The sequence below is a fragment of the Amycolatopsis cynarae genome (assembly GCF_026802195.1).
Classification (GTDB): domain Bacteria; phylum Actinomycetota; class Actinomycetes; order Mycobacteriales; family Pseudonocardiaceae; genus Amycolatopsis_E; species Amycolatopsis_E rhizosphaerae.
The window spans coordinates 6,715,082-6,736,023 of the sequence record NZ_CP113836.1 but is presented as its reverse complement, the minus strand read 5'-3'; the positions used below and the strand labels follow the sequence as shown (position 1 = coordinate 6,736,023).

Annotated in this window: 20 protein-coding genes and 1 tRNA gene; 12 read left to right on the top strand and 9 right to left on the bottom strand. The window is 70.4% G+C overall.

What is annotated here, in order from left to right; genetic code table 11:
- Window positions 1-108 precede the first annotated feature (108 nt).
- The 6 genes from ORV05_RS32555 to ORV05_RS32530 all read right to left on the bottom strand — a co-directional run bounded on the left by ORV05_RS32555 (window position 109) and on the right by ORV05_RS32530 (window position 7,493).
- Window positions 109-1,305: a serine/threonine-protein kinase gene (locus tag ORV05_RS32555; protein ID WP_268755715.1), complete on the bottom strand. Its 1,197-nt coding sequence runs from the start codon at window positions 1,303-1,305 to the stop codon at window positions 109-111.
- A gap of 3 nt (window positions 1,306-1,308) precedes the next feature.
- Window positions 1,309-2,778, bottom strand: coding sequence for a peptidoglycan D,D-transpeptidase FtsI family protein (locus ORV05_RS32550; RefSeq protein WP_268755714.1), 1,470 nt, complete (start codon window positions 2,776-2,778; stop codon window positions 1,309-1,311).
- Complete coding sequence (locus ORV05_RS32545; RefSeq protein WP_268755713.1) at window positions 2,775-4,262, bottom strand: FtsW/RodA/SpoVE family cell cycle protein; 1,488 nt, start codon at window positions 4,260-4,262, stop codon at window positions 2,775-2,777. Before ORV05_RS32545 ends, ORV05_RS32550 begins: the two co-directional genes overlap by 4 nt.
- Window positions 4,262-5,596: a PP2C family protein-serine/threonine phosphatase gene (locus ORV05_RS32540; protein ID WP_268755712.1), complete on the bottom strand. Its 1,335-nt coding sequence runs from the start codon at window positions 5,594-5,596 to the stop codon at window positions 4,262-4,264. The genes ORV05_RS32545 and ORV05_RS32540 overlap by 1 nt, the downstream gene beginning before the upstream one ends.
- Complete coding sequence (locus ORV05_RS32535) at window positions 5,593-6,060, bottom strand: FHA domain-containing protein FhaB/FipA (RefSeq protein WP_144593147.1); 468 nt, start codon at window positions 6,058-6,060, stop codon at window positions 5,593-5,595. Before ORV05_RS32535 ends, ORV05_RS32540 begins: the two co-directional genes overlap by 4 nt.
- 149 nt (window positions 6,061-6,209) lie before the next feature.
- On the bottom strand, window positions 6,210-7,493 hold the full coding sequence (locus ORV05_RS32530; protein ID WP_268755711.1) for a DUF3662 and FHA domain-containing protein: 1,284 nt from the start codon (window positions 7,491-7,493) through the stop codon (window positions 6,210-6,212).
- A 130-nt stretch (window positions 7,494-7,623) separates the two neighbouring features.
- On the opposite strand from ORV05_RS32530, the gene ORV05_RS32525 reads away from it, so the two are divergent.
- Window positions 7,624-7,706 (top strand) — tRNA-Leu (locus tag ORV05_RS32525).
- 98 nt (window positions 7,707-7,804) lie between these two features.
- Here the strand turns inward: ORV05_RS32525 and ORV05_RS32520 are convergent.
- A complete protein-coding gene (locus tag ORV05_RS32520; protein WP_268755710.1) occupies window positions 7,805-8,704 on the bottom strand; it encodes a serine/threonine dehydratase in 900 nt (299 codons plus the stop codon).
- 75 nt (window positions 8,705-8,779) lie between these two features.
- On the opposite strand from ORV05_RS32520, the gene ORV05_RS32515 reads away from it, so the two are divergent.
- Window positions 8,780-9,682, top strand: coding sequence for a LysR family transcriptional regulator (locus ORV05_RS32515; RefSeq protein WP_268755709.1), 903 nt, complete (start codon window positions 8,780-8,782; stop codon window positions 9,680-9,682).
- A gap of 8 nt (window positions 9,683-9,690) precedes the next feature.
- Here the strand turns inward: ORV05_RS32515 and ORV05_RS32510 are convergent, their stop codons facing one another.
- Together ORV05_RS32510 and ORV05_RS32505 are read right to left on the bottom strand one after the other, a co-directional pair.
- Window positions 9,691-10,065 carry an FKBP-type peptidyl-prolyl cis-trans isomerase gene (locus ORV05_RS32510; RefSeq protein ID WP_268755708.1) on the bottom strand — a complete coding sequence of 125 codons (375 nt, stop codon included), beginning with the start codon at window positions 10,063-10,065 and terminating at the stop codon, window positions 9,691-9,693.
- A 58-nt stretch (window positions 10,066-10,123) separates the two neighbouring features.
- Window positions 10,124-10,684, bottom strand: a complete 561-nt coding sequence (locus ORV05_RS32505) for a helix-turn-helix domain-containing protein (RefSeq protein WP_268755707.1) — start codon at window positions 10,682-10,684, stop codon at window positions 10,124-10,126.
- Between the two features lie 72 nt (window positions 10,685-10,756).
- On the opposite strand from ORV05_RS32505, the gene ORV05_RS32500 reads away from it, so the two are divergent.
- From ORV05_RS32500 to ORV05_RS32455, 10 genes are all read left to right on the top strand, one after another.
- Entirely contained in the window at window positions 10,757-11,413 is a 657-nt protein-coding gene (locus ORV05_RS32500; RefSeq protein WP_268755706.1) for a B3/B4 domain-containing protein, read from the top strand.
- The gene (locus tag ORV05_RS32495; RefSeq protein WP_268755705.1) at window positions 11,410-12,456 is read left to right on the top strand and encodes a trans-sulfuration enzyme family protein; all 1,047 of its coding nucleotides are present in this window, start codon (window positions 11,410-11,412) and stop codon (window positions 12,454-12,456) included. Before ORV05_RS32500 ends, ORV05_RS32495 begins: the two co-directional genes overlap by 4 nt.
- A 97-nt stretch (window positions 12,457-12,553) precedes the next feature.
- A complete protein-coding gene (locus ORV05_RS32490; protein WP_268755704.1) occupies window positions 12,554-14,044 on the top strand; it encodes an ABC transporter substrate-binding protein in 1,491 nt (496 codons plus the stop codon).
- Window positions 14,044-15,009: an ABC transporter permease gene (locus ORV05_RS32485; protein ID WP_268755703.1), complete on the top strand. Its 966-nt coding sequence runs from the start codon at window positions 14,044-14,046 to the stop codon at window positions 15,007-15,009. The genes ORV05_RS32490 and ORV05_RS32485 overlap by 1 nt, the downstream gene beginning before the upstream one ends.
- Window positions 15,006-15,842 carry an ABC transporter permease gene (locus ORV05_RS32480; RefSeq protein WP_268755702.1) on the top strand — a complete coding sequence of 279 codons (837 nt, stop codon included), beginning with the start codon at window positions 15,006-15,008 and terminating at the stop codon, window positions 15,840-15,842. Before ORV05_RS32485 ends, ORV05_RS32480 begins: the two co-directional genes overlap by 4 nt.
- Window positions 15,839-16,600 carry an ABC transporter ATP-binding protein gene (locus ORV05_RS32475; protein ID WP_268755701.1) on the top strand — a complete coding sequence of 254 codons (762 nt, stop codon included), beginning with the start codon at window positions 15,839-15,841 and terminating at the stop codon, window positions 16,598-16,600. Before ORV05_RS32480 ends, ORV05_RS32475 begins: the two co-directional genes overlap by 4 nt.
- Window positions 16,600-17,370 carry an ABC transporter ATP-binding protein gene (locus ORV05_RS32470; RefSeq protein WP_268755700.1) on the top strand — a complete coding sequence of 257 codons (771 nt, stop codon included), beginning with the start codon at window positions 16,600-16,602 and terminating at the stop codon, window positions 17,368-17,370. The genes ORV05_RS32475 and ORV05_RS32470 overlap by 1 nt, the downstream gene beginning before the upstream one ends.
- Window positions 17,370-18,797, top strand: coding sequence for an aldehyde dehydrogenase family protein (locus ORV05_RS32465; RefSeq protein WP_268760001.1), 1,428 nt, complete (start codon window positions 17,370-17,372; stop codon window positions 18,795-18,797). Before ORV05_RS32470 ends, ORV05_RS32465 begins: the two co-directional genes overlap by 1 nt.
- On the top strand, window positions 18,794-19,546 hold the full coding sequence (locus ORV05_RS32460) for an SDR family NAD(P)-dependent oxidoreductase (RefSeq protein WP_268755699.1): 753 nt from the start codon (window positions 18,794-18,796) through the stop codon (window positions 19,544-19,546). The genes ORV05_RS32465 and ORV05_RS32460 overlap by 4 nt, the downstream gene beginning before the upstream one ends.
- A 10-nt stretch (window positions 19,547-19,556) precedes the next feature.
- Complete coding sequence (locus ORV05_RS32455) at window positions 19,557-20,927, top strand: amidase (protein WP_268755698.1); 1,371 nt, start codon at window positions 19,557-19,559, stop codon at window positions 20,925-20,927.
- Window positions 20,928-20,942: the final 15 nt, after the last annotated feature.

Genomic DNA, 20,942 nt, shown 5'->3' with positions numbered 1-20,942 from the left:
TCCAGCCCTGAACGCCGTCGGGCGCCGATGGCCCACTCCCGGGGAGTGGTGCTCACCGCGAGCACTGAGGTCGCCTCTTCCATACCGTTTCCGTCCAAGATGTACTCATCATGCCCTGTAGCTGCTCGGTGCGGTGGGAGGCGGTTGCCCCCGGCCGCGCAAGGTGTCACTGGTGCCGACCCGGCCCGGCCCGTCGGCGGGGGACTGGTGTTTCAGCCACCCCGGTAACAGCACCAACGCCGCCACGATGAGGCCCACCACCAGCACGGCGAGCACCACCCACAGCGCCGTGAGGTTGCGGCGGCGCGGCGGTACCGGCATCGGCAGCACCGCGCCGGGTGGCGGGGCGACCGGTTGCATCGCCGGATGCGACACGGGTCCCACCGGACCCCCCGGCACCATCGGTGCCGCCGGGGGGCTCGGGGGATAAGCCTGAACCAGACCCGAGGGGGCAGGCAAGGGCCTGCCCGCCCGTACCGCCGCCACGGCGGCCGCGAACTCCCCACCGTTCTGGTAACGCCGCCGCGGATCCTTCACCAGGGTGGTCTCGACCAGGGCTCTTGCCCCCGGCGGGACGTCGGGCGGCAGTGGCGGCGGCAGATCCCGGATGTGCATCATGGCCACCGTCACCGAATGCTCCGACAGGAACGGCCGATGGCCCGCCAGGCATTCGTAGCCGCACACCGCCAGCGAGTAGACGTCGCTCGCCGGCTCGGCGTCGTGGCCGAGCGCCTGCTCCGGCGCGATGTAGTGCGCGGTGCCCATCACCATGCCCGAGCGGGTCACCGGGGCGGCGTGGGCCGCCTTGGCGATCCCGAAGTCGGTGATCTTCACCCGCCCGCCCGGGGTGACCAGGATGTTGCCGGGCTTGATGTCGCGGTGCACCAACCCGCGTTCGTGCGCTGCCTGCAGCGCGTGACCGGCCTGTTCCAGGATGTCCAGCACCCGGTCGGCGGGCAGCCTGACCTCCCTGGCCAGGATCGCCGCGAGCGGCTCACCCTCGACCAGCTCCATCACCAGGTAGGCGATCGAATGATCGTTGCCGGTCTCCGGGGCGGCCACGCTCTCACCGTAGTCGTGGACCGCCGCGATTCCAGGGTGGTTCAGCGACGCGGTGGTGCGCGCCTCGGTACGGAAGCGGTGCAGGAATTCGGCGTCTCCGGACAGTTCGGCCTTGAGCACCTTCACCGCGACGGTGCGGTCCAGGCGGGTATCGCTGGCCTGCCAGACCTCGCCCATGCCACCGACGGCGATCCGGCTGACCAAGCGATAACGCTCGGCCACCAGCTGACCCGTGGACAGCATCCGCTATCCACCCCCGAGCTGGGCGTTGATCGCGGCCCGGCCGATCTCCGCGGCCACCGTGCCACCGGTGGCCTCCAGGCCACGGTTACCGCCAGACTCGACGACCACGGCGACCGCGATCTGCGGGGCGTCGGCGGGCGCGAACGCGGTGTACCAGGCGTGCGGCGGGGTGTTCTTCGGGTCGGTGCCGTGCTCCGCGGTGCCGGTCTTCGACGCGATCTTGATGTCGGCTCGCTTGCCCAGGCCCTTGGTGTTGTCCTCCGAGGCTTCCATCATCTGCTTGAGGATCTCGGCGTTGGCCGCCGACAGCGCCGGCTTGCCGGTCAGCTCCTCGGGCGTGAAGCCCTCCAGGTCGGACAGGTCCGGTGCGAGCAGCTTCTTGACCAGCTGCGGCTTCATCGCCATCCCGCCGTTGGCCACGGTCGCGGCGAGCAGGCAGTCCTGCAGGGGGGTCAGCCGGACGTCACGCTGGCCGATGCCGCTCTGGTACAGCGCGGCGGTCGAGTCCAGGTCACCGAGGCTGGAGGCGACGACCTTCTGCGGGATCGCCAGGTTCGTCATGCCGATCCCGAAGTTCGCGGCCGTGGCGCGCAGCTTGTCGGCGCCGAGCTGGCCGGCGAAGGTGGCGAACGGGACGTTGCAGGAGTGCGCGAGCGCATCCTTGAACGTCGTCCCAGGGCAGACCTCGCCGCCGTAGTTCTCCAGCGTGGTGCTCGTCCCCGGCAGGGTCACGTTCGGAGCGTTGCTCACCGGGGTGTCCGGGCTTGCGCCGTTCTCCAGTTCGGCCGCGGCGACCACGAGCTTGAACGTCGAGCCCGGCGGGTAGGTCTCCGAGATCGCCCGGTTCAGCATCGGGTTCTTCGGATCCTTGGTGTAGTTGCTCCAGGCCTGCTGCTGCTCGGTGCCGTCGTGCGAGGTCAGCGGGTTCGGGTCGTAGGACGGCGTGGACACCATGCCCAGGATCTCGCCGGTCTTCGGGTTCATCGCCACGGCCGCACCGGTGTAGCCGTGCGACATCATCGCGTTGTACAACGCCTGCTGGACCACCGGATTGATGGTGAGCTGGACGTTCCCGCCGCGGGGGTCCCGCCCGGTGACCATGTCCGACAGCCTGCGCACGAACAGGCGCGGGTCGGAACCGTTGAGGATGTCGTCCTCGGCGCGCTCCAGGCCCGCCGATCCGTAGCGGACCGAGTAGTACCCGGTGGCCGGGGCGTACATCGGGCCGTTGAGGTAGCGGCGCTGGAACTTGAGCTTGTCGTTGGTGGCCGTCACGTCGGCCAGCACCTGGCCGTCGAACTGCGACACGATGCTGCCGCGCTGCCGCGCGTACTCGTCGAGCAGCACCCGCTGGTTGCGGGAGTCCGTGCGGTAGTCGTCGGCCTTGACCACCTGGATGTAGGTGATGTTGGCCAGCAGCAGCACCACCATGACCAGCATGGCGATGCCGACGCGGCGCATGGGCTTGTTCATGCCTGGGTCCCCGTTTCGGGTCCGGTCACCGGCGGCCGCTGGACCAGCACCGTGTGCGCCTCCGCCAGCGGCGCCTGCTGCTGAGGCCGCGGTCGCGGTTTCTGCGCCGGTCGGCGGGCCGCATCGGAGATGCGGAGCAGCAGCGCCACCAGGATGTAGTTGGCCAGCAGCGAAGAGCCGCCGTAGGACAGGAAGGGGGTCGTGATACCGGTCATCGGGATCAGCTTGGTGACGCCGCCGACGATCACGAACACCTGCATGACGATCGCGAAGGACAGGCCGCAGCCGAGCAGTTTGCCGAAGGTGTCGCGCACCGCGAGGGCACTGCGCATCCCGCGGGTGGCCAGGATCAGGTACAGCATCAGGATCGCGGCGAGCCCGATGAAGCCGAGTTCCTCACCGAGGCCGGCGGTGATGAAGTCGCTGTTGGCCTCCGGCACGATGTCCGGCCTGCCCGCGCCGAGACCGGTGCCGCCCACACCGCCGGTGCCCAGACCGAAGAGGGCCTGGGCCATCTGGTACCCGCCGCCCGCGTCGTAGTAGGTGGCGAGCGGGTCGATCCAGTTGGCGACCCGCTGTTCGACGTGGGTGAACATGTTGTAGGCGATGACACAGCCGACCACGAAGAACCCGAGGCCGACGATCACCCAGATACCGCGCTCGGTCGCCACATAGATCATCACGAGCACGATGCCGAAGAGCAGCAGCGACTGTCCGAGGTCCTTTTCGAACATCAGGATGCAGACCGCCGCGAGCACCGCGATCAGCATCGGACCGAGATCACGGGCGCGAGGCAGTTCCACGCCCAGCAGCTTGCGGCCCGCCACCATGAACAGGTCGCGCTTGGCCACCAGGAAGGACGCGAAGAACACCATCAGCAGGATCTTGGCGAACTCACCGGGCTGGATGGACACCCCGGGAAGCTTGATCCACACCTTCGCGCCGTTGACCTCCGACAGCGAGCTCGGCAGGATCGCGGGCAGTATCAGCGCGAACAGGCCCACCAGGCCCGCGATGTAGCCGTAGCGGGTCAGCGTCCGGTGATCCTTCACCACGATCAGCACCGCCAGGAACAGGGCGAGCGCCAGCGCGGTGAACAGCACCTGCTTCGGCGCGGCCGAACTGTAGGTGTCGCCGCTCTGCGTGGCGCGTTCGGCCAGCGCCAGGTCGACCCGGTAGATCATCACCAGGCCGAGGCCGTTGAGCAGGGCCACGGTGGGCAGGATCAGCGGATCGGCGTAGGGCGCCCAGCGGCGCACCGCGAAGTGCGCCACCGAGAAGAGTCCCAGGTAGGCCAGGCCGTACCAGATGATGGAGAACGAAAGCTCCTGCTCCTGATTGGCCTGGACCAGGACGAAGGCGCAGGTCACAATGAACGCGGCGAAGCCGAGCATGGCCAGCTCGGTCCCTCGCCGCGTCGGGAGCTCTCGCTGCGGGTTCGTCTGGTAGATCGACGCCGCGTCGGGCGGTGAAGGCTGGCTCATCAACCGCCGCCGCCCGGCAGGAGCGAGGTTGTCGAGCAGTCCCTCCCCGCCTGCGCGCCGGCCGACGCAGAGGTCGGCTGCTGATCGCCGCCGGTCTGCTGGGAAGTGCAGTCCTTGAGCGTCTTGTACCGCAGGAAGTTGTTGATGTAGTCGCGGGCGGCCTGCAGGCTGTCCTTCTTCACGCCGTTGCGCACCGCGTTCTGCGCGTCCTGCTGCAGCTGCGGCACGGTGAGCACGTCGCACATCGAGCCGCCCGGCGGGCAGGAGCCCTCGGCCTGCTGGTGCAACTGGATGCCGAGCACACTGCCCGGCACCCCACGGAAGATCGCGACCTCGTTGCCGGCACCCTCGCCCACGTAGTACTGGCTGAGCACGAAGTACCGCGTGGCGATCCCGCCCGCGGCCAGCAGCACCAGCACCAGGAAGATGCCGACGATCCAGCGCCAGCGCTTGCGGCGCTTCGCCTTGGGATCCGGCGGGGGTTCGGTCAGCTGCGGCGGCGGAGGCGGGGGCGGCGCGGTCAGCGCGCGGGCCCGCGCGGCGGGGGAGTCGCCCTGGTGGTACTCGTCGCTGCCGTCTCCGGCGGCGCCGCCCACGATGGGCGCGTCCTCGCCGAAGTCGACGTCCACCACGTCCGCGACGATCACCGTCACGTTGTCGGTGCCGCCGCCCTTGAGCGCGAGCTCGATCATCCGGTCGGCGCAGGCCTGCGGATCCGGGATCTGGATCGCCTCGGCGAGGGTTTCGTCGCTCACCATCCCGGACAACCCGTCCGAGCAGAGCAGGTACCGGTCGCCTGCGCGGGCTTCGCGCACGGTCAGGCTCGGCTCCACCTCGTGCCCGGTCAGCGCCTTGAGCAGCAGCGAGCGTTGGGGGTGGGTGGCCGCCTGGTCGGCGGTGATGCGGCCCTGTTCGAGCAGTTCGTTGACGAAGCTGTCGTCCCGGGTGATCTGGGCGAACTGGCCGTTGCGGTAGAGGTAGGCGCGCGAGTCGCCGACGTGCACCATGCCCATGCGCGCGCCGGAGAACAGCATCGCGGTGAGGGTGGTGCCCATCCCGTCCAGGTCAGGATCGTTCGCGACCAGCTCGGAGATCGCCGCGTTGCCACCCGCCACAGCCTCTCTCAGCTGGGACAGCAGATCATCGCCCGGCTCGTCGTCGTCGAGCGGAGCGAGGGAGGCGATGACGACTTTGCTGGCGACTTCACCGGCGGCGTGGCCGCCCATGCCGTCAGCGAGGGCAAGCAGGCGTGGTCCCGCGTACACCGAGTCCTGGTTGCTGGAACGCACCAGGCCACGGTCGCTGCGGGCCGCGTAACGAAGGACGAGTGTCATGGGCGAAGCTCGATCACCGTCTTACCGATCCGGATGGGGACTCCGAGTGGAACTCGGAGGGGTGCAGTGACCTTAGCCCGGTCAAGGTAGGTCCCGTTGGTGGATCCCAGATCTTCCACGTACCAATCCGTTCCACGTAGGGACAACCGGGCGTGCCGGGTCGACGCGTAGTCGTCGTCCATCACCAGGGTCGAGTCGTCGGCCCGGCCGATCGTGATCGGCCTGCCGTCCAGTGCGATCCGGGTTCCAGCCAGCGCGCCGTGCGTCACGATCAGCTGGCGAGGCATTTTGCCCGAACCCTTCGGCCGCTGCTTTTCCTTGTCTCGTCGCAGGCCCGGAAGCGCCACCTTCAGCCCGGAGGCCGCGTAGAGATCCGAGCGCACCACCCGCAACGCGGCCAGCACGAACAGCCAGAGCAGGACGAGAAAGCCCACCCTGGTGAGTTGAACGACCAGCTCTGGCACTTGTTGTGTCAGCTCCCGCCTTCTGTGCTCCCACCCGCGGCACCGGTGCGCGCCACGAGACCCCGCAAGGCCATTTTCCGGGACTCGGGAAACCAGCTTCCCAGCGGCTCTGCCAACCCGGGCAAGCGCCCCTGTTGTGGCCGGGCCGATCAGCCCTGGGTACGGAACACCAGCGACGAGTGGCCCACCCGGATCACGTCACCGTCGGCCAGCTGCCAGGTCTGGACCGGGGTGCCGTTGACGGTGGTGCCGTTCGTCGAACCGATGTCCGCGAGCGTGGCGCTCTGCCCGTCCCAGGTGATCTCCAGGTGACGGCGGGAGACGCCGGTGTCCGGAAGCCGGAAGTCGGCGTCCTGTCCGCGGCCGACCACGTTACCGCCCTGCTTGAGCGAGTAGGTGCGGTTCGAGCCGTCGTCGAGTTGCAGCGTCGCGTTGAGCTGGCGGTTCGCGCCCTGCACGGCCGGCGGCGCGTAGCCCTGCTGCGCATACGGGTCCGGAGCCTGCTGGGGCGGGTAGCCGGCGGGCGCGGGCGCGCCGTAGCCGGCGGCCTGCTGGCCGCCGTAGCCGCCCTGGTCGTACCCACCGGGCTGGGGAGCGCCGTAGCCACCCTGGTCATAGCCGCCCGGCTGGGGAGCGCCGTAGCCGCCCTGGTCATAGCCGCCGGGCTGCTGCTGGCCGCCGTAGCCGCCCTGGTCGTACCCACCGGGCTGGGGAGCGCCGTAGCCGCCCTGGTCATAGCCGCCGGGCTGCTGCTGGCCGCCGTAGCCGCCCTGGTCGTACCCACCGGGCTGGGGAGCGCCGTAGCCACCTTGGTCATAGCCGCCGGGCTGCTGCTGGCCGCCGTAGCCGCCCTGGTCGTACCCACCGGGCTGGGGAGCGCCGTAGCCGCCCTGGTCGTAACCAGGCTGTCCCTGCTGTCCGTAGCCGTACTGGCCGCCATGCTGGCCGTACGGGTCACCCTGGTCGTATTGGCCGTAGCCGGGGGGCTGGCTCATTGCTGGGTCTCCTGCGTTGCTGGGTCGTGCTGGCCGTCCTGGACCCGAGGCGCCACGCGCGCTGACGTCCGGATCGACGGATGAACGGGTCTTGAATTGTCCAGTATGCAGCGCCTCGTTGCGCTCGAGCGAGACTACGACGTCACCATAGGTGTCCCAGCCGTGCTCGGCGAGATGCTGCGCCACTGCTTCCGCGAGCACTCTTGTGACGCGCTCCTCATCACCGGCCATCCGGTCATGGTCGGCCGGCCCCAACGACACGACGTAGTGGTTCGGGGCGAGCAGCCTGCCGCCGGCCAGCTCACGAACATTCTCCTCGCCTTCGCGTTCCAGGGCTTGCGCCACTTCCTGGGTGACGACGTTACCGCCGAACATCCGCGCAAAAGTGTTCCCCACCAGGCTTTCCAGGCGTCGATCGAACCTTTCAACGCGGCCCACCGGGATTCGTTGCCTCCTTTGCGCGTGTGCTTTCGCACCCGATCCTATCGGCATCCGGGCCCCCGGACACGACCCCCGGTGAAACCCCTTCTGACGGCCTGCTACGCTTTCCTGGCTGTCGCAGTTACTCGGGCGAGTGGCGGAATGGCAGACGCGCACGGTTCAGGTCCGTGTGTCCGAAAGGACGTGAGGGTTCAACTCCCTCCTCGCCCACAGTCAAGGCCTCCGTAGCAAATGCTACGGAGGCCTTTTTCCGTGGGCCTTGTCACGTTCCGGGGGCCGAGCGCCCAGCGCGCGTTCTTGCTGTGGTGTCAGGGAGTCCAGGGTGCGTTGGCCCCGCAGAGGACGATGCAGGGTTGGTCTCCTGGGATCCGGCCGGCGAGCCAGGCGGCGAACGGCACCGCCGCTGCGGGCTCCACGGCGAGCCGGTACTCGTCCCACAGCCGGTCCCGCGCGGCGATGATCTCCTCCTCGCTGACCAGGACCGAGTGCACCGGGCGGCTCGACAAGACGGCGAAGGGCGCCTCGCCGACCCGTCCGGCTCCGAGCGCGGACGATGCGACGGATGCCGCCTCCGCGTCCACCGGATGCCCCGCCTCCAGCGCGCGGTGCAGGCAACAACATCCTTCCGGTTCCACGGCCACGGTCAGCCGCCCGCCGCCGCCCAGTGCGACCCCCGCCGCCAGCCCGCCACCGCCCACGGCGACGGCGATGGAGTCGATTTCCGGCGCCTCCCGGATGATCTCCGCGGCGAGCGTGCCCTGCCCGTCGATCACGACCGGGTCGTCGTAGGCCTCCACGTAGCGGGTGCCGGGAACGGTGGCCGCCTCATGTGCGGCGGCCGCCGCATCCGCATACCGGTCGCCGGTCCGGACCAGTTCGGCACCCGCCGCCTCGATGCGCCGCGCCTTGCTTTCCGGCGCGGTCGAGGGCACGTAGACGGTGGCGGGCAGGCCGAGGATCGCGGCGGCGGTGGCCACGCCGATGCCGTGGTTGCCACCGGACGCGGTGATCACACGTCGCGGGCGCGGACCGCTGAGCAGCACGTTGAGTGCACCCCGCAGTTTGAACGAGCCGGTCCGCTGGAGATGTTCGAGCTTGAGCACCACCGGTCGGCCGTCGACTTCGGCGCGGAGCAAGGGAGTGTGCCGGATGTGCGGGGCAATGCGCGCTGCCGCGGCGGTCACACCGTCAACAGAAGTGGCTGTCATGGCTCCACTGTGGCCAGTGGATGCCTTAAGTGGTTAGCGCAATCGACTAAGCCGACGTTAGCAATACTTAATACCGTGATCGCCCCCGAACGACTCCGTGTGCTGGTCGAGGTCGCACACGCCGGGTCCATCGCCACGGCGGCCCGCCGCATGGGCTTCACCGCCTCGGCGCTTTCACAGCAACTGGCCCGGCTCGAACGGGAGGCGGGCTGCGCCCTGCTGGAGCGGCGGCCCACCGGCGCTTCGCTCACCGAGGCCGGGCGTCTGCTGGTGGAGCACGGGGAGTCCATCGCGGGCGAGTTGCGTGACGCCGAACTGGCGCTGGCACGACTGCGGGAACTGCCCGCCGCGGAGCTGAGCGTCGGCACCTTCGCCACCGCGGGCCAACTGCTCGTGCCACCCGCGATGCGGGCCTTCCGCGAGGCGTACCCCCGGACCCGGCTACGGCTGGTCGACCTGGAACCGCCGGACGGGTACGGCCTCGTGCTGGCCGGTGATCTCGACCTGCTCATCACCCACCGGTACCCGGCCGTGAAGCTGCCGCCCGCGCGGGGCCTGGTGCGGCGGTCCCTGCTGGCCGACCGGCTGCGCCTGGTGCTGTCCGCGGACCATCGCCTGGCCACGGCCCGGCGTCTGCGGTTCGAGGACTTCGCCGAGGACGACTGGATCTCCGGCGACGAGCGGGCCCCGAGCCGGATCTGTTTCGAGAGCCTGGTCGAAGAGACCGGTGTCCGGCCCAGAGTGGCGTACGAGACGAGGGACTATTCGGTGATCCTCGCGCTCGTGCGGGCCGGGCTGGGGGTGTCGTTCGTGCCGCAGAGCCTGCTGACCGCCGCCGATCCCGCGCGACTGGTGGTGCGGGACCTGGCCGGACGACGACCGGTCCGCGAGATCCACACCGTGCACCGGAACCGGCCGCCCGCCCACGTGGCCACGATGCTCGCCCTGTTGCAGGAGGCGGCCGTCCGGCTTGGATAGCTCCCGGTTTAGGAGACGCCGACCAGATCGACCACGAAGATCAGGGTTTCGTTGGGCTTGATCACGCTACCGGCGCCTCGCGAGCCGTAGGCGAGGTGCGGCGGGATCACGAGCTTGCGACGGCCGCCGACCCGCATGCCGACCACGCCCTGGTCCCAGCCCGGGATCACGTGGCCCTGGCCGAGCGGGAAGCGAAACGCTTCGCCCCGGTTCCACGAAGCGTCGAACTCGGCCCCGGTGGAGTGCGAGACGCCGACGTAGTGCACCGATACGACCGTCCCCGCGGTCGCCTCGGGGCCGTCACCGACGGTGATGTCGGTGATCTCCAGATCCGCCGGTGGCGGTCCCTCGGGCCGGTCGATCTCGGGCTTCTGCAGTGCCATGTACTACTCCTTGTTGTCGGTGTCCGTGCGACCGTAGCGATCGGTCTAACGGTGCGCATCACGACACGGGGACCACGACCACCCCGATGTAGTCGACCGGTTCTTCGCCGACGTTGGCGTAGCCGTGTGGCCGGTCGGCGGTCATGCGCGCGGTGGAACCGGCGGGCACGGTGACCTCCTCCTGACCGACGCTAAGCCGGAGCGATCCGGTCAGCACGTGGATCAGCTCGTGAGTGCCGGGAGCGTGTGCCTCGCTCCGATGCTCTTCTCCGGGTTGGAGCCGCCACCGCCACAACTCGGCGGGGGCGGGGGCGTCGGTCCCGGCGAGCAGCCGCCCGGTCCCGCCCGACTCGCCCTCCCACAGCAGGTTTCCCTGGTCGTGGACCGAAATGGACGGGGCTTCGGTGCCTTCGAGCAGCGCGGTCAGTGAAACTCCGAGCGCGTCGCCGACCCGGATCAGGGTGGCCAGGTTCGGGTTGCCGCGGCCCTGTTCGAGTGCGACCACGACGCCCTTGCTTAGCCCGGCACGCGCGGCGAGTGCGTCCATGCTCCAGTGCCGCGCGATCCGCCTCGCGCGGATGTTGCGGGCGAGCACGGCCGCCGGTTCTCCGTCGGTCACCAGGGACTCCTTCGGTAGTCGTTATATTGTACTGACTGGGTCGTTAAACTGACCGGCGACAGGAGGACAGCTGTGCACGATAGGAACAGGCTGCTGGACGGAATCCAGGTGGACCCGGAGGTGCTCCGCCTGCGCCCCGACTTCGCGCTGCTCGCGATCGTGGTCGAGGGGCTGCCCAGCGGGCCGAGCGAGGGGACGCCGGTGGCCAGGCGTGCCGAGGCGGGTGCCCACGTGGACGCCTGGCGCGAGGCGTACCGCGCCTTCGGCGCCAAGCCGAACCGCACCAGGAACTCGCTGGAAGCGCTCCTCCGCCGCCCCGAGTTGCCGCAGGTCAACCGTGTCGTGGACATCTACAACAGGGTTTCCGTCCGGCATGGACTGCCGATCGGCGGGGAGGATCTGGACGCCTACGCCGGCTTGCCGCGGCTGGTGCGGGCGCGGGGCGACGAAGCCTTCGACACCATGGCCAACGGCGAGCCCGTCACCGAGACCGCCGACCCGGGAGAAGTGGTGTGGCGGGACGACGCGGGGGTGACCTGTCGTCGATGGAACCACCGGCAGTGTGTGCGCACCCGTCTGCGGGAAGACAGCAAGCGCGGGCTGTTCCTGCTGGAACGGCTCGAACCGATGCCGCTGGCGGCCCTGTCGGCGGCCGGTGAGGACCTGATCCGTGCTCTGGGGCCGGACGTCGAAGTGTGTTCGAGGTTGATTGCGCAGGAGGCCGCATGAACGACCGCGTGAACGAGTGGACGCCGCGCACGCGCGCGGTCGCGGCGGGACGGCCGTCGGGCCCTGGCGAGCCGCTGAACGTGCCGATCGTCCCGGCGAGCACCTTCGTCGCGGGCGGCGATTTCGCCTACGCCCGTGAGGAGGGCACCAGGACGTGGGTGGCGCTCGAAGAAGCGATCGGGGCGCTGGAAGGCGGTAGCGCGATCACGTTCGCCTCCGGGATGGGCGCGGTGGCGGCGGTGCTCGACCTGCTCCCGGCCGGGGCCGGGGTGGCGGTGCCGACCTTCAGTTACTCCGGTACGCGCGGTCTGCTCGATCACGCCGCGAAGCAGGGGCGGTTGAAGGTGCGGCGGATCGACCCGAGTGACCGGGAGGGCTGGGCCGCCGCGGCCGGCGAACTGGATCTGCTCTGGCTCGAGTCGCCCACCAACCCGACGCTGGAGCTGATCGACATCGCGTCGCTGACCGGCGGCAAGGCGCGCGTGGTCGTAGACAACACCTTCGCCACGCCGTTGGGGCAGCAGCCGCTGGCGCTGGGCGCCGACATCGTCGTGCACAGCGCGACGAAGCTGATCGGCGGGCACAGCGACCTGCTGCTCGGGCTCGCGGTGGCGACCGACGAGACCCTGGTCGCCGGCCTGCGGGCGGCCAGGACCCGGCTCGGTGCCACGCCAGGGGCGCTGGAAGCGTGGCTCGCGCTGCGCGGCCTCCGCACGCTGCCGGTCCGGCTCGCGGAGCAGTCCAGGACCGCGGCGCTGCTGGCGGACCGGTTGGCCGGGCATCCGGCGGTGCGCCGGGTGAGTTACCCGGGCCAGGGCACGATGATCGCCTTCGAACTGGCGGACGCGGACACCGCGGAGGGGTTCTGCGCCTCGCTCTCGCTCGTCGTGCACGCCACGAGCCTCGGCGGGGTGGAAAGCCTGGTGGAACGGCGGGCGCGGTGGGCAGGAGACGCCCATGTGCCGCCGGGTCTGATCCGGTTCAGTGTCGGTTTGGAGGATCCGGAGGATCTCTGGCGCGACCTGAACCAGGCCCTGGGCTGAGCCGAGCCGGCGGCAGGGTGCGCAATCGCTCGTTGACCTTGATCGGGTGGGATGCCAACCTAAGCTACTGGTCCGGCATTCCGGGGCTGGAGGGTGGATGAGGGTCCGGGTTTCCGCCATCGCGCTGGCGTTGCTGCTGGTGGTCACCGCCTGTTCCGCCGGGTCCACCGCCTCGGTCGGCGGCGGACCCGACACGCTGGCGGTCGGGTTTGCGGCCGAGCCCCAGAACTTCGACTTCACCCGCACCGATGGCGCCGCCATCCCGCAGGCCCTGCTGTACAACGTGTACGAGGGTCTGGTGAAGCTGGACGCGGACGGCCGGATCGTGCCGCTGCTCGCGCAGTCGTGGACGCTCAGCCCGGATCGCCTGGCGTACGACTTCCAGCTGCGCCCCGGCGTGAAGTTCAGCAACGGTGCCCCGTTCACCGCCGACGACGTCAAGTTCTCCCTCGAGCGGGTCAAAACCAGCTGGACCGTCTCCCTGAAGTCCAAAATGGACGTCGTCGACCACGTGGAGGTGGTCGACCCGCTGCACGCGAGAGTGGTGTTGAAAAAACCCAGCAACGGCTGGCTTTTCGACCTGACCGGCCGCGTCGGCGCCATGTTCAGCCCGACCGGGGTGGCCGATCTCGCGAACGCGCCCATCGGCACCGGGCCGTACCTCATGGCGAGTAGGCGTCGCGGGGATTCCATTGTGCTGCAACAGAATCCGGCGTACTGGGGATCGAAACCGGCCTACCGGACGGTGGTGCTCAAGTACATCAAGGACCCGACCGCGCTCAACAACGCCCTGCTGAGCAACGGGATCGACGTCGTCTCCACGATCACCGCGCCCGATTCGATCCCGCAGTTCGAGGCCGATACCCGGTTCACGGTGCTACAGGGCACCACGAACAGCGAGGTCGTGCTGTCGTTCAACAACGCGAGGCCGCCGCTGGACGACCGGCGGGTGCGGCAGGCGCTGACCCTCGCGATCGACCGGAAGGCACTGCTCGCCACCGCCTGGGCCGGCCGGGGCACGCTCATCGGCAGTATGGTGCCGCCCACCGACCCCTGGTACGAAGACCTTGCCGGCTACTACCCCCACGACCCGGCCCGCGCCAAGGCGCTGCTCGCCGAGGCGGGCCAGACGAGCCTGGTGCTGCGGCTGCGGATCCCGAACCTGTCGTACGCGGTCAATGCCGCGCAGGTGGTCGCCTCCGAGCTGGCGGACATCGGGGTGCGCGTGAACATCGAGCCGCTGGACTTCCCGGCCGTGTGGCTCAAACAGGTGTTCAACGGCCACGACTACGACATGTCGATAGTGCAGCACGTCGAGGCCAGGGACATCGCGACCTTCGGTAACCCCCAGTACTACTGGGGCTACGACAACCCGCGTGTGCGGCAGCTGCTCGCGGCGGCGGATGCCGGGACGGCCCAGGAGCAGGTCGACGACATGAAGCAGGTGGCCGAGACGATCACCGCGGACGCCGCGGCGGACTGGTTGTTCCTGTTCCCGAACGTGGTGGTGGCCAAGAAGAAGGTGACCGGTCTGGCCCGCAACCAGGTCGGCGAATCCTTCGACCTCACCGGGCTGGGGCGGGCGTGATGGCCGCGGCGATGCTGCGCCGGACGGCGATCCTGGTGGCGAGCGTGCTCGCGGCGTCGATCGTGGTGTTCGCCTTCATGGCGGTGTTGCCCGGCGACCCGGCCCAGGTCGCACTGGGGGTGAACGCGACGCCGGAGCTGCTGGCCAAGACCCGCCACGAGTTCGGCCTCGACCGCCCGTTGGTCGTGCAGTACCTCGGCTGGCTCGGCGGGCTGCTGCACGGGGACTTCGGCCGTTCCTACGTCACCGGCGAGGCGATCGGCCCGCAGCTGGTCGACCGCCTGGGGGTGACGTTGTGGCTGGTCGGTGCGGGCATGCTGGTGGCGGTGGTGATCGCGGTGCCGCTCGGCACCCTCGCCGCGACCTGGCACCGGCGCGCGGCCGGGGCGACGATCTCCGGCCTGTCGCAGCTGGGTGTGGCGGTGCCGGCGTTCCTGGCGGGCATCCTGCTGGTGCAGGTGTTCGCGGTCGGCCTGCGGTGGTTGCCCTCGGGCGGCTGGACCCCTCCGGACCAGGACGCCGGGGAGTTCCTGCGCGGCCTGGTCCTGCCCGCGCTGTCGCTGGGCCTGGTCCAGGGCGCGGTGTTGACCCGGTATGTCCGTTCGGCGGTGCTGGACGTCCTCGGCCAGGACTACCTGCGCACGGCGCGGTCGAAGGGGCTGCGGCCGTACCCGGCGCTGATCCGGCACGGGTTGCGCAACGCGGCGGTGCCGGTGGTGACCGTGCTGGGCCTGCAGCTGACCACACTGCTGATCGGCGCGGTGGTGGTGGAGCGGGTGTTCGTGCTGCCCGGTCTCGGCAGTCTGCTGCTCGACTCGGTGGCCGCACGGGACCTGCTGACCGTGCAGGGCATCGTGCTCGTGCTGGTGGTGGCCGTGCTCCTGGTGAACTTTCTGGTCGACGTGGGCTACGCGCTGATCGATCCGCGACTGAGGGAAGCCCGGGGGAGAGTGGGGAGCCGATGAGCGTCGCCGTCCGAAACCGGCTCAACTGGCCGCTGCTGACCGGGACCGGGCTGGTGGGACTCGTCGTGCTCACCGCACTGCTGTCCTTCGTGTGGACGCCGCACGATCCGTTGCGGGTCGACGCCTCCGCACGGTTGCTCGGGCCTTCCGGCGAATACTGGCTGGGCACGGACAAGTTCGGCCGCGACCTGCTGAGCCAGCTCATGGTGGGGGCGCGGACCACGCTCTACGTCGGCGTGCTGGCGGTCGGGCTCGCCGCGCTCGTGGGCACCCCGCTCGGGATCTTCGCCGGGATGTCGCGGCGCGGGCTGAGCGAGTTCGTCATGCGGGTCAACGACCTGGTGCTCGCCTTCCCGGCGCTGCTGCTGGCGATCATGTTCGGTGCGGTGTTCGGGCCGAGCACGCTCACCGCGATGGTCGCGATCGGCATCGCGACCATCCCGTCCTTCGCGCGGATCGCCCGTTCGGGCAGCCTGCAGGTGATGAGCACGGAGTACGTGCTCGCCGCGCGGGCGGGCGGCCGGTCGCGCCCGTTCATCGCACGGCGGCACGTGGTGCCCAACATCGCCGGGCTGGTGATCGTGCAGGCTTCGGTGTCCTTCGCGATCGCCGTGCTGGCCGAGGCGGCCCTGTCCTTCCTCGGCTTCGGTACCCGGCCGCCCACCCCGTCCTGGGGGCGGATGCTCCAGGAATCGCAGGAACTGCTCGCAGTGCAGCCGCGGCTGGCGCTGGTGCCCGGTATCGCGATCGCCCTTGCCGTGCTCGGCTTCAACCTGCTGGGTGACGGGCTCAGGGACCGGCTGGATCCACGACTGCGGGTGGTGTCCCGATGACGGTCGGCGTGCGTGGATTGTCGGTGCTCGCCGGGGACGTGCCGCTGGTGCGGGACGTGTCGTTCGAGCTCGGCGAAGGGGAACGGGTCGGGCTGATCGGCGAGTCCGGATCGGGCAAGTCGCTGACCGCTTCGGCGATCATGGGCCTGCTGCCGGAGGGGCTGCGGGCCACCGGCTCGATCATGTTCCACGGGAAACATCTCCTCGGTGCGAGCGAGCGGGAGCTGTCCCGCCTGCGGGGCAACGACCTGGCCATGGTGTTCCAGGAGCCGATGACCGCGCTCAACCCGCTGATGCGGGTGGGCAGGCAGGTGGCCGAGTCGATCAGGCTGCACCGACGGGTCTCGTCGCGGGAAGCGAACCGGATCGCCGGGGAACTGCTCGACGCCGTCGACCTGTCCGGGGTCGCCCGCGCCTACCCGCACCAGCTCTCCGGCGGCCAGCGGCAGCGGATCATGCTGGCGATCGCGCTGGCGAACGACCCGTCCCTGCTGATCTGCGACGAGCCCACGACCGCACTGGACGTCACCGTGCAGGCGCAGGTGCTGGACCTGATCCTCACCGGGGTGGCGCGGCGGTCGGCCGCGCTGCTGTTCATCACCCACGATCTCGCGGTGGTCGCGCAGGTCTGTGAGCGGGTGCTGGTGATGCTCGACGGGCGCATCGTCGAGGAGGGCAGCACGCGGGACGTGCTCACTGAGCCGCGGCACGAATACACGAGGAAACTGCTGGCCGCCTCGGACCTGGAGGTGGGGTAGTGGCACTCATCGAACTGCGTGACGTGCATCGTCGGTACCGGCGGGCGCACGCGCTGCGGGGCGTCTCCCTCGACATCGAGGCCGGTCAGCGGTTCGGCATCGTCGGCGAGTCCGGCTCCGGGAAGTCGACCATGGTGCGGCTGCTCGCCGGGCTCGACCAGCCGAGTGGGGGCGAGATCCGGTTCGACGGGCAGCGCGTCGACACCCTGCCCGAGCGCAGGCTCGGGTTCCTGCGATCGCGCCTGCAGGTCGTGTTCCAGGATCCGATGGGGTCACTCGACCCGCGCATGCGCGTACGCGACATCATCTGCGAACCCCTTGGCCGCACCGACCGGGCCCGCGTGGCCGAACTGCTCGCGGCCGTCGGCCTGCCGGAGGACAGCGGCGACCGGTACCCGCACCAGTTCTCCGGCGGCCAGCGGCAGCGCATCTCGATCGCCCGTGCGCTCGCGCCCCGGCCGGGGGTGCTGGTGGCCGACGAGCCGGTGAGCGCGCTGGACGTGTCGGTGCGCAAGCAGATCCTGGACCTGCTGGCGGATCTGGTGGCCCGGTTCGAGCTGACGCTGGTGTTCGTTTCGCACGATCTCGCCGTGGTACGCCGCGTCTGCGACATGGTGGCCGTGATGCGGCGGGGCGAGATCGTGGAGCGGGGCCCGGTCGAGGAGATCTACCTGGCGCCGCGACATCCCTACACCCGGGAACTGATCTCCGCGGCGCCGAACCTGCGCGCGGAGCTGGCTCGTCTGCGTACCGCCGAGGGAGGACGATGATGTTCGACCCGTATCCGTCCGGGCTGCCCGTCGGGCCGGGCTGGGTGTCCACACCGGACACTGAGGAGATCACTTTTCCTTACGACGGCAGCGTGGTCTCCGAGGCACCCATCGGGACACCGGAGCTCGCCCGGCGCGCGGTGGACGAGGCGGTCGGCCTCGCCCGCGAGGTCGCGGCGCTGCCCTCCTGGGCCCGCCGCGACATCCTGCTGAACGTGCACCGGGCGCTGACCGAATGGCAGAGCGAGTTCGAAGGCCTACTCGTCGCCGAAACCGGGAAACCGCTGTGTGACTGCCGGGTCGAGGTGGCCCGCACGCTGGTGACCTGGCAGGCCGCGGCCGAAGAGGTGGCCCGGCTGCACGGCGAGACGGTGCCGCTCGACCTGCTGCCTTTCGGCGAGGGGCTGACCGGCTTCTGGAAGCGGAAGCCGATCGGCGTGGTGGTCGGCATCGCGGGGTTCAACTATCCGCTGCTGCTCGCGTCGCACAAGATCGCGCCGGCGATCGCGGCGGGCTGCCCGGTGATCGTCAAACCGGCGCCGCAGACGCCGCTCGCGACGCTGTGGCTGGTCCACCTCGTGCGTGAGGCGACCGCGCTGCCCGCGATGGTGCAACTCGTCACCGGCGACGCGGAGGTCGGTTCGGCGCTGGTGACCGACCGCAGGGTCGGCGCGGTGTCGTTCACCGGCTCTGCTTCGACCGGGCATCGCATCGCCAAGGACGCGGCGCCCACGAAGACCCTGCTGGAGCTGGGGTCGAACGCCGCGCTCGTGGTCGCCGAGGACGCCGACCTGGACGCGGCGGCGGACGCCGTGCTGCGCGGCGCGTTCTACGCCTCGGGCCAGGCGTGCATCTCGGTTCAGCGGCTGATCGTCGTGGACTCGGTCGCCGACGCGCTGACCGAGCGGGTGCTCGCGCGGCTCGGCGAGGTCGTCGTCGGCGACCCGCGCGACGAGGCCACCCGCGTCTCCGCGCTCATCGACGAACGGTCGACGGCGCGGGTGCTGGCCTGGATCGGCGAGGCCGTCGCGGCGGGCGCGAAGGTGCTCGCCGGCGGCGAGGTGGCCGACGGCGTGATCCCCCCGACCGTGCTGGCCGACGTGCCGGACGGGGTGGCCTGCTGGGACGAGGAGATCTTCGGCCCGGTCGTGTGCCTGCGCCGGGTGTCCGACGTGGACGAGGCCTTCGCGCAGGTGAACGCCTCCCGGTACGGGTTGCACGCGAGCGTGTTCACGCGCAGCCTCGGTATCGCGTTCCGCGCGATCGACGAACTCGAGGTCGGCGGGGTGGTGGTGAACGAGGTGCCGGGGTTCCGGTCGGACACCATGCCCTACGGCGGGGTGAAGGATTCCGGTGTCGGCCGGGAGGGGCCGCGGTTCGCCATCGACGAGCTGACCGTGACGCGGATGGCGGTGATCCGGGCATGACCTACGAAAAGCTGTTCCGGCTCGACGGGAAACGGGCCGTGGTGCTGGGCGCGGGCAGCGGGATCGGCCGGGAATCGGCCAGGGCGCTGGCCGCGCACGGTGCCGAGGTGATCAGCGCGGACCGCGATCCGGCCGCCGCCCGTGAGACGGGTGGCCGCCCCTACGAGATCGATCTGCTGGAACCGGGCGCCGCCGAGCGCGCCGCGGCCGAACTGGGGGAGATCGACATCGTCGTGCTCACCGCGGCCACGAACGTGCGCAAGCGGCTGCTGGACTACACGCGGGCGGATTTCGACCGGGTGGTGGCGCTCAACCTCGGTGCCGCCTTCGAGGTGGTGCGCGCGTTCGGCGCGGGGATGGTACGGCGGGGCCGGGGCAGCATCATCGCCTTCTCGTCCATCCGCGGGACGACGGTGGAGCCCGGTCAGGGGCCGTACGCGGCGACCAAGGCCGGTCTGGTGCAGCTGTTGCGCACCGCGGCCGCCGAGTTCGGGCCGTCCGGGGTGCGGGTGAACGCGATCGCGCCCGGGGTGGTGGAAACGCCGCTCACCGCGCAGATCAAGGCCAGTCCCGAGTGGTACGCGGCGTACGCGGACAAAAGCGCCCTCGGCCGGTGGGCCCGCGCCGAGGAACTAGCGGGTGCGGTGGTCTACCTCGCTTCGGACGCCGCCAGTTTCGTCACCGGTTCGGTGCTCGCCGTAGACGGCGGCTGGACCGCGGTGGACGGCCGCTACACGCCACCGGAATAGGAGGACCGCGTTGATCGACCTGAGCGCGACCGAGCTGCTGGAGCGATACCGACGAGGCGAGCTGTCCCCGGTCGAGGTGACGGAGGCGGTACTGGACCGCATCGACGCCCTCGAACCCACGCTGCACGCGCTCTACGCCTACGAACCGGAGCGGGCGCGGGCCGCGGCGAAGGAGTCGGAGCGGCGGTGGCGCCACGGGGAAGCCGGCGCGCTCGACGGGATTCCCCTGACGCTCAAGGAAAACATCGCCACCAGGGGCGTTCCCGTGCCACTGGGCACGGCGGCCACCGAACTGCTGCCCGCCGCCGAGGACGCGCCGGCGGCGGCCCGCGTACGCGAGGCGGGCGCGGTGCTGCTCGCCAAGACCACCATGCCCGACTACGGGATGCTCACCTCCGGCCTGTCCAGTTTCCACCCCGCGAGCCGCAATCCCTGGCACACCGGCCGCACGCCGGGCGGATCGAGCGCCGGAGCGGCCGCGGCGGCCGCGGCCGGGTACGGCCCGCTGCACGTGGGCACCGACATCGGCGGGTCGATCCGCCTGCCCGCGGGCTGGTGCGGCCTGGTCGGCCTGAAGCCCAGCTTCGGCCGGGTGCCGGTGCATCCGCCCTACCTCGGCCGGGTCGCCGGTCCGCTGACCAGGACGGTGGCCGACGCGGCGCTGCTCACCGGGCTGCTGGCCGCGCCGGACCCGCGCGATCACCTGAGCCTGCCGCCGGCCGAGATCCCGTGGCACGCGCTCGAGACCGGCCTCGCCGGAGTGCGCCTGGGTCTGCACCTCGACCCCGGCGTCGGGCTGCCGGTCGACGAGGAGATCCGCGCCGCGGTCGTGGACGCCGCTCGCCGGTTCGAGGCGGCGGGAGCGATCGTCGAGCCGGTGGAGGCGTTTCTGACCAGGGAGATGCTCGACGGTCTCGACACGTTCTGGCGGGTGCGCGCGTGGTGCGACATCAGCGCGCTGCCCGAACGGCGGCGTGCGAAGGTACTGCCGTACATCGCGGACTGGGCACGCGGTGGTGCGGCGGTGTCCGGCGCCGCGACCTACCGTGGTTTCGCCCAGATCGACGCGATCAGCGTGGCGGCGCTGCGTGCGACCGGACCGTTCGACTTCGTCCTGTCGCCCACCTGCCCGGTTCCGCCGCCGCCCGCGGAGTGGCCCTCGCCCACCAACGACCCGGCACGGCCCTTCGACCACATCGCGTTCACCGTGCCGTACAACATGTCCGGGCAGCCCGCGGTGTCCCTCAACTGCGGTTACACCTCCGAGGGGCTGCCGATCGGCCTCCAGATCGCGGGGCGGCGCTTCGACGACCTCGGAGTGCTGCGGATGGCTGCAGCATTCGAACTAATTCGGGAACCGCAACGCGTTCTTGAGGTGTAATCGGCGGCGGAACTT

Bases quoted from the DNA above. Each gene is read 5' to 3' on its own strand.
- ORV05_RS32550 (WP_268755714.1), bottom strand. From the start codon at position 2,778: ATGAACAAGCCCATGCGCCGCGTCGGCATCGCCATGCTGGTCATGGTG.
- ORV05_RS32480 (WP_268755702.1), top strand. From the start codon at position 15,006: ATGAGCGTCGCCGTCCGAAACCGGCTCAACTGGCCGCTGCTGACCGGG.
- ORV05_RS32490 (WP_268755704.1), top strand. From the start codon at position 12,554: ATGAGGGTCCGGGTTTCCGCCATCGCGCTGGCGTTGCTGCTGGTGGTC.
- ORV05_RS32555 (WP_268755715.1), bottom strand. From the start codon at position 1,305: ATGCTGTCCACGGGTCAGCTGGTGGCCGAGCGTTATCGCTTGGTCAGC.
- ORV05_RS32475 (WP_268755701.1), top strand. From the start codon at position 15,839: ATGACGGTCGGCGTGCGTGGATTGTCGGTGCTCGCCGGGGACGTGCCG.
- ORV05_RS32510 (WP_268755708.1), bottom strand. From the start codon at position 10,065: ATGGCACTGCAGAAGCCCGAGATCGACCGGCCCGAGGGACCGCCACCG.
- ORV05_RS32545 (WP_268755713.1), bottom strand. From the start codon at position 4,262: ATGAGCCAGCCTTCACCGCCCGACGCGGCGTCGATCTACCAGACGAAC.
- ORV05_RS32495 (WP_268755705.1), top strand. From the start codon at position 11,410: ATGAACGACCGCGTGAACGAGTGGACGCCGCGCACGCGCGCGGTCGCG.
- ORV05_RS32460 (WP_268755699.1), top strand. From the start codon at position 18,794: ATGACCTACGAAAAGCTGTTCCGGCTCGACGGGAAACGGGCCGTGGTG.
- ORV05_RS32520 (WP_268755710.1), bottom strand. From the start codon at position 8,704: ATGACAGCCACTTCTGTTGACGGTGTGACCGCCGCGGCAGCGCGCATT.
- ORV05_RS32540 (WP_268755712.1), bottom strand. From the start codon at position 5,596: ATGACACTCGTCCTTCGTTACGCGGCCCGCAGCGACCGTGGCCTGGTG.
- ORV05_RS32465 (WP_268760001.1), top strand. From the start codon at position 17,370: ATGTTCGACCCGTATCCGTCCGGGCTGCCCGTCGGGCCGGGCTGGGTG.
- ORV05_RS32485 (WP_268755703.1), top strand. From the start codon at position 14,044: ATGGCCGCGGCGATGCTGCGCCGGACGGCGATCCTGGTGGCGAGCGTG.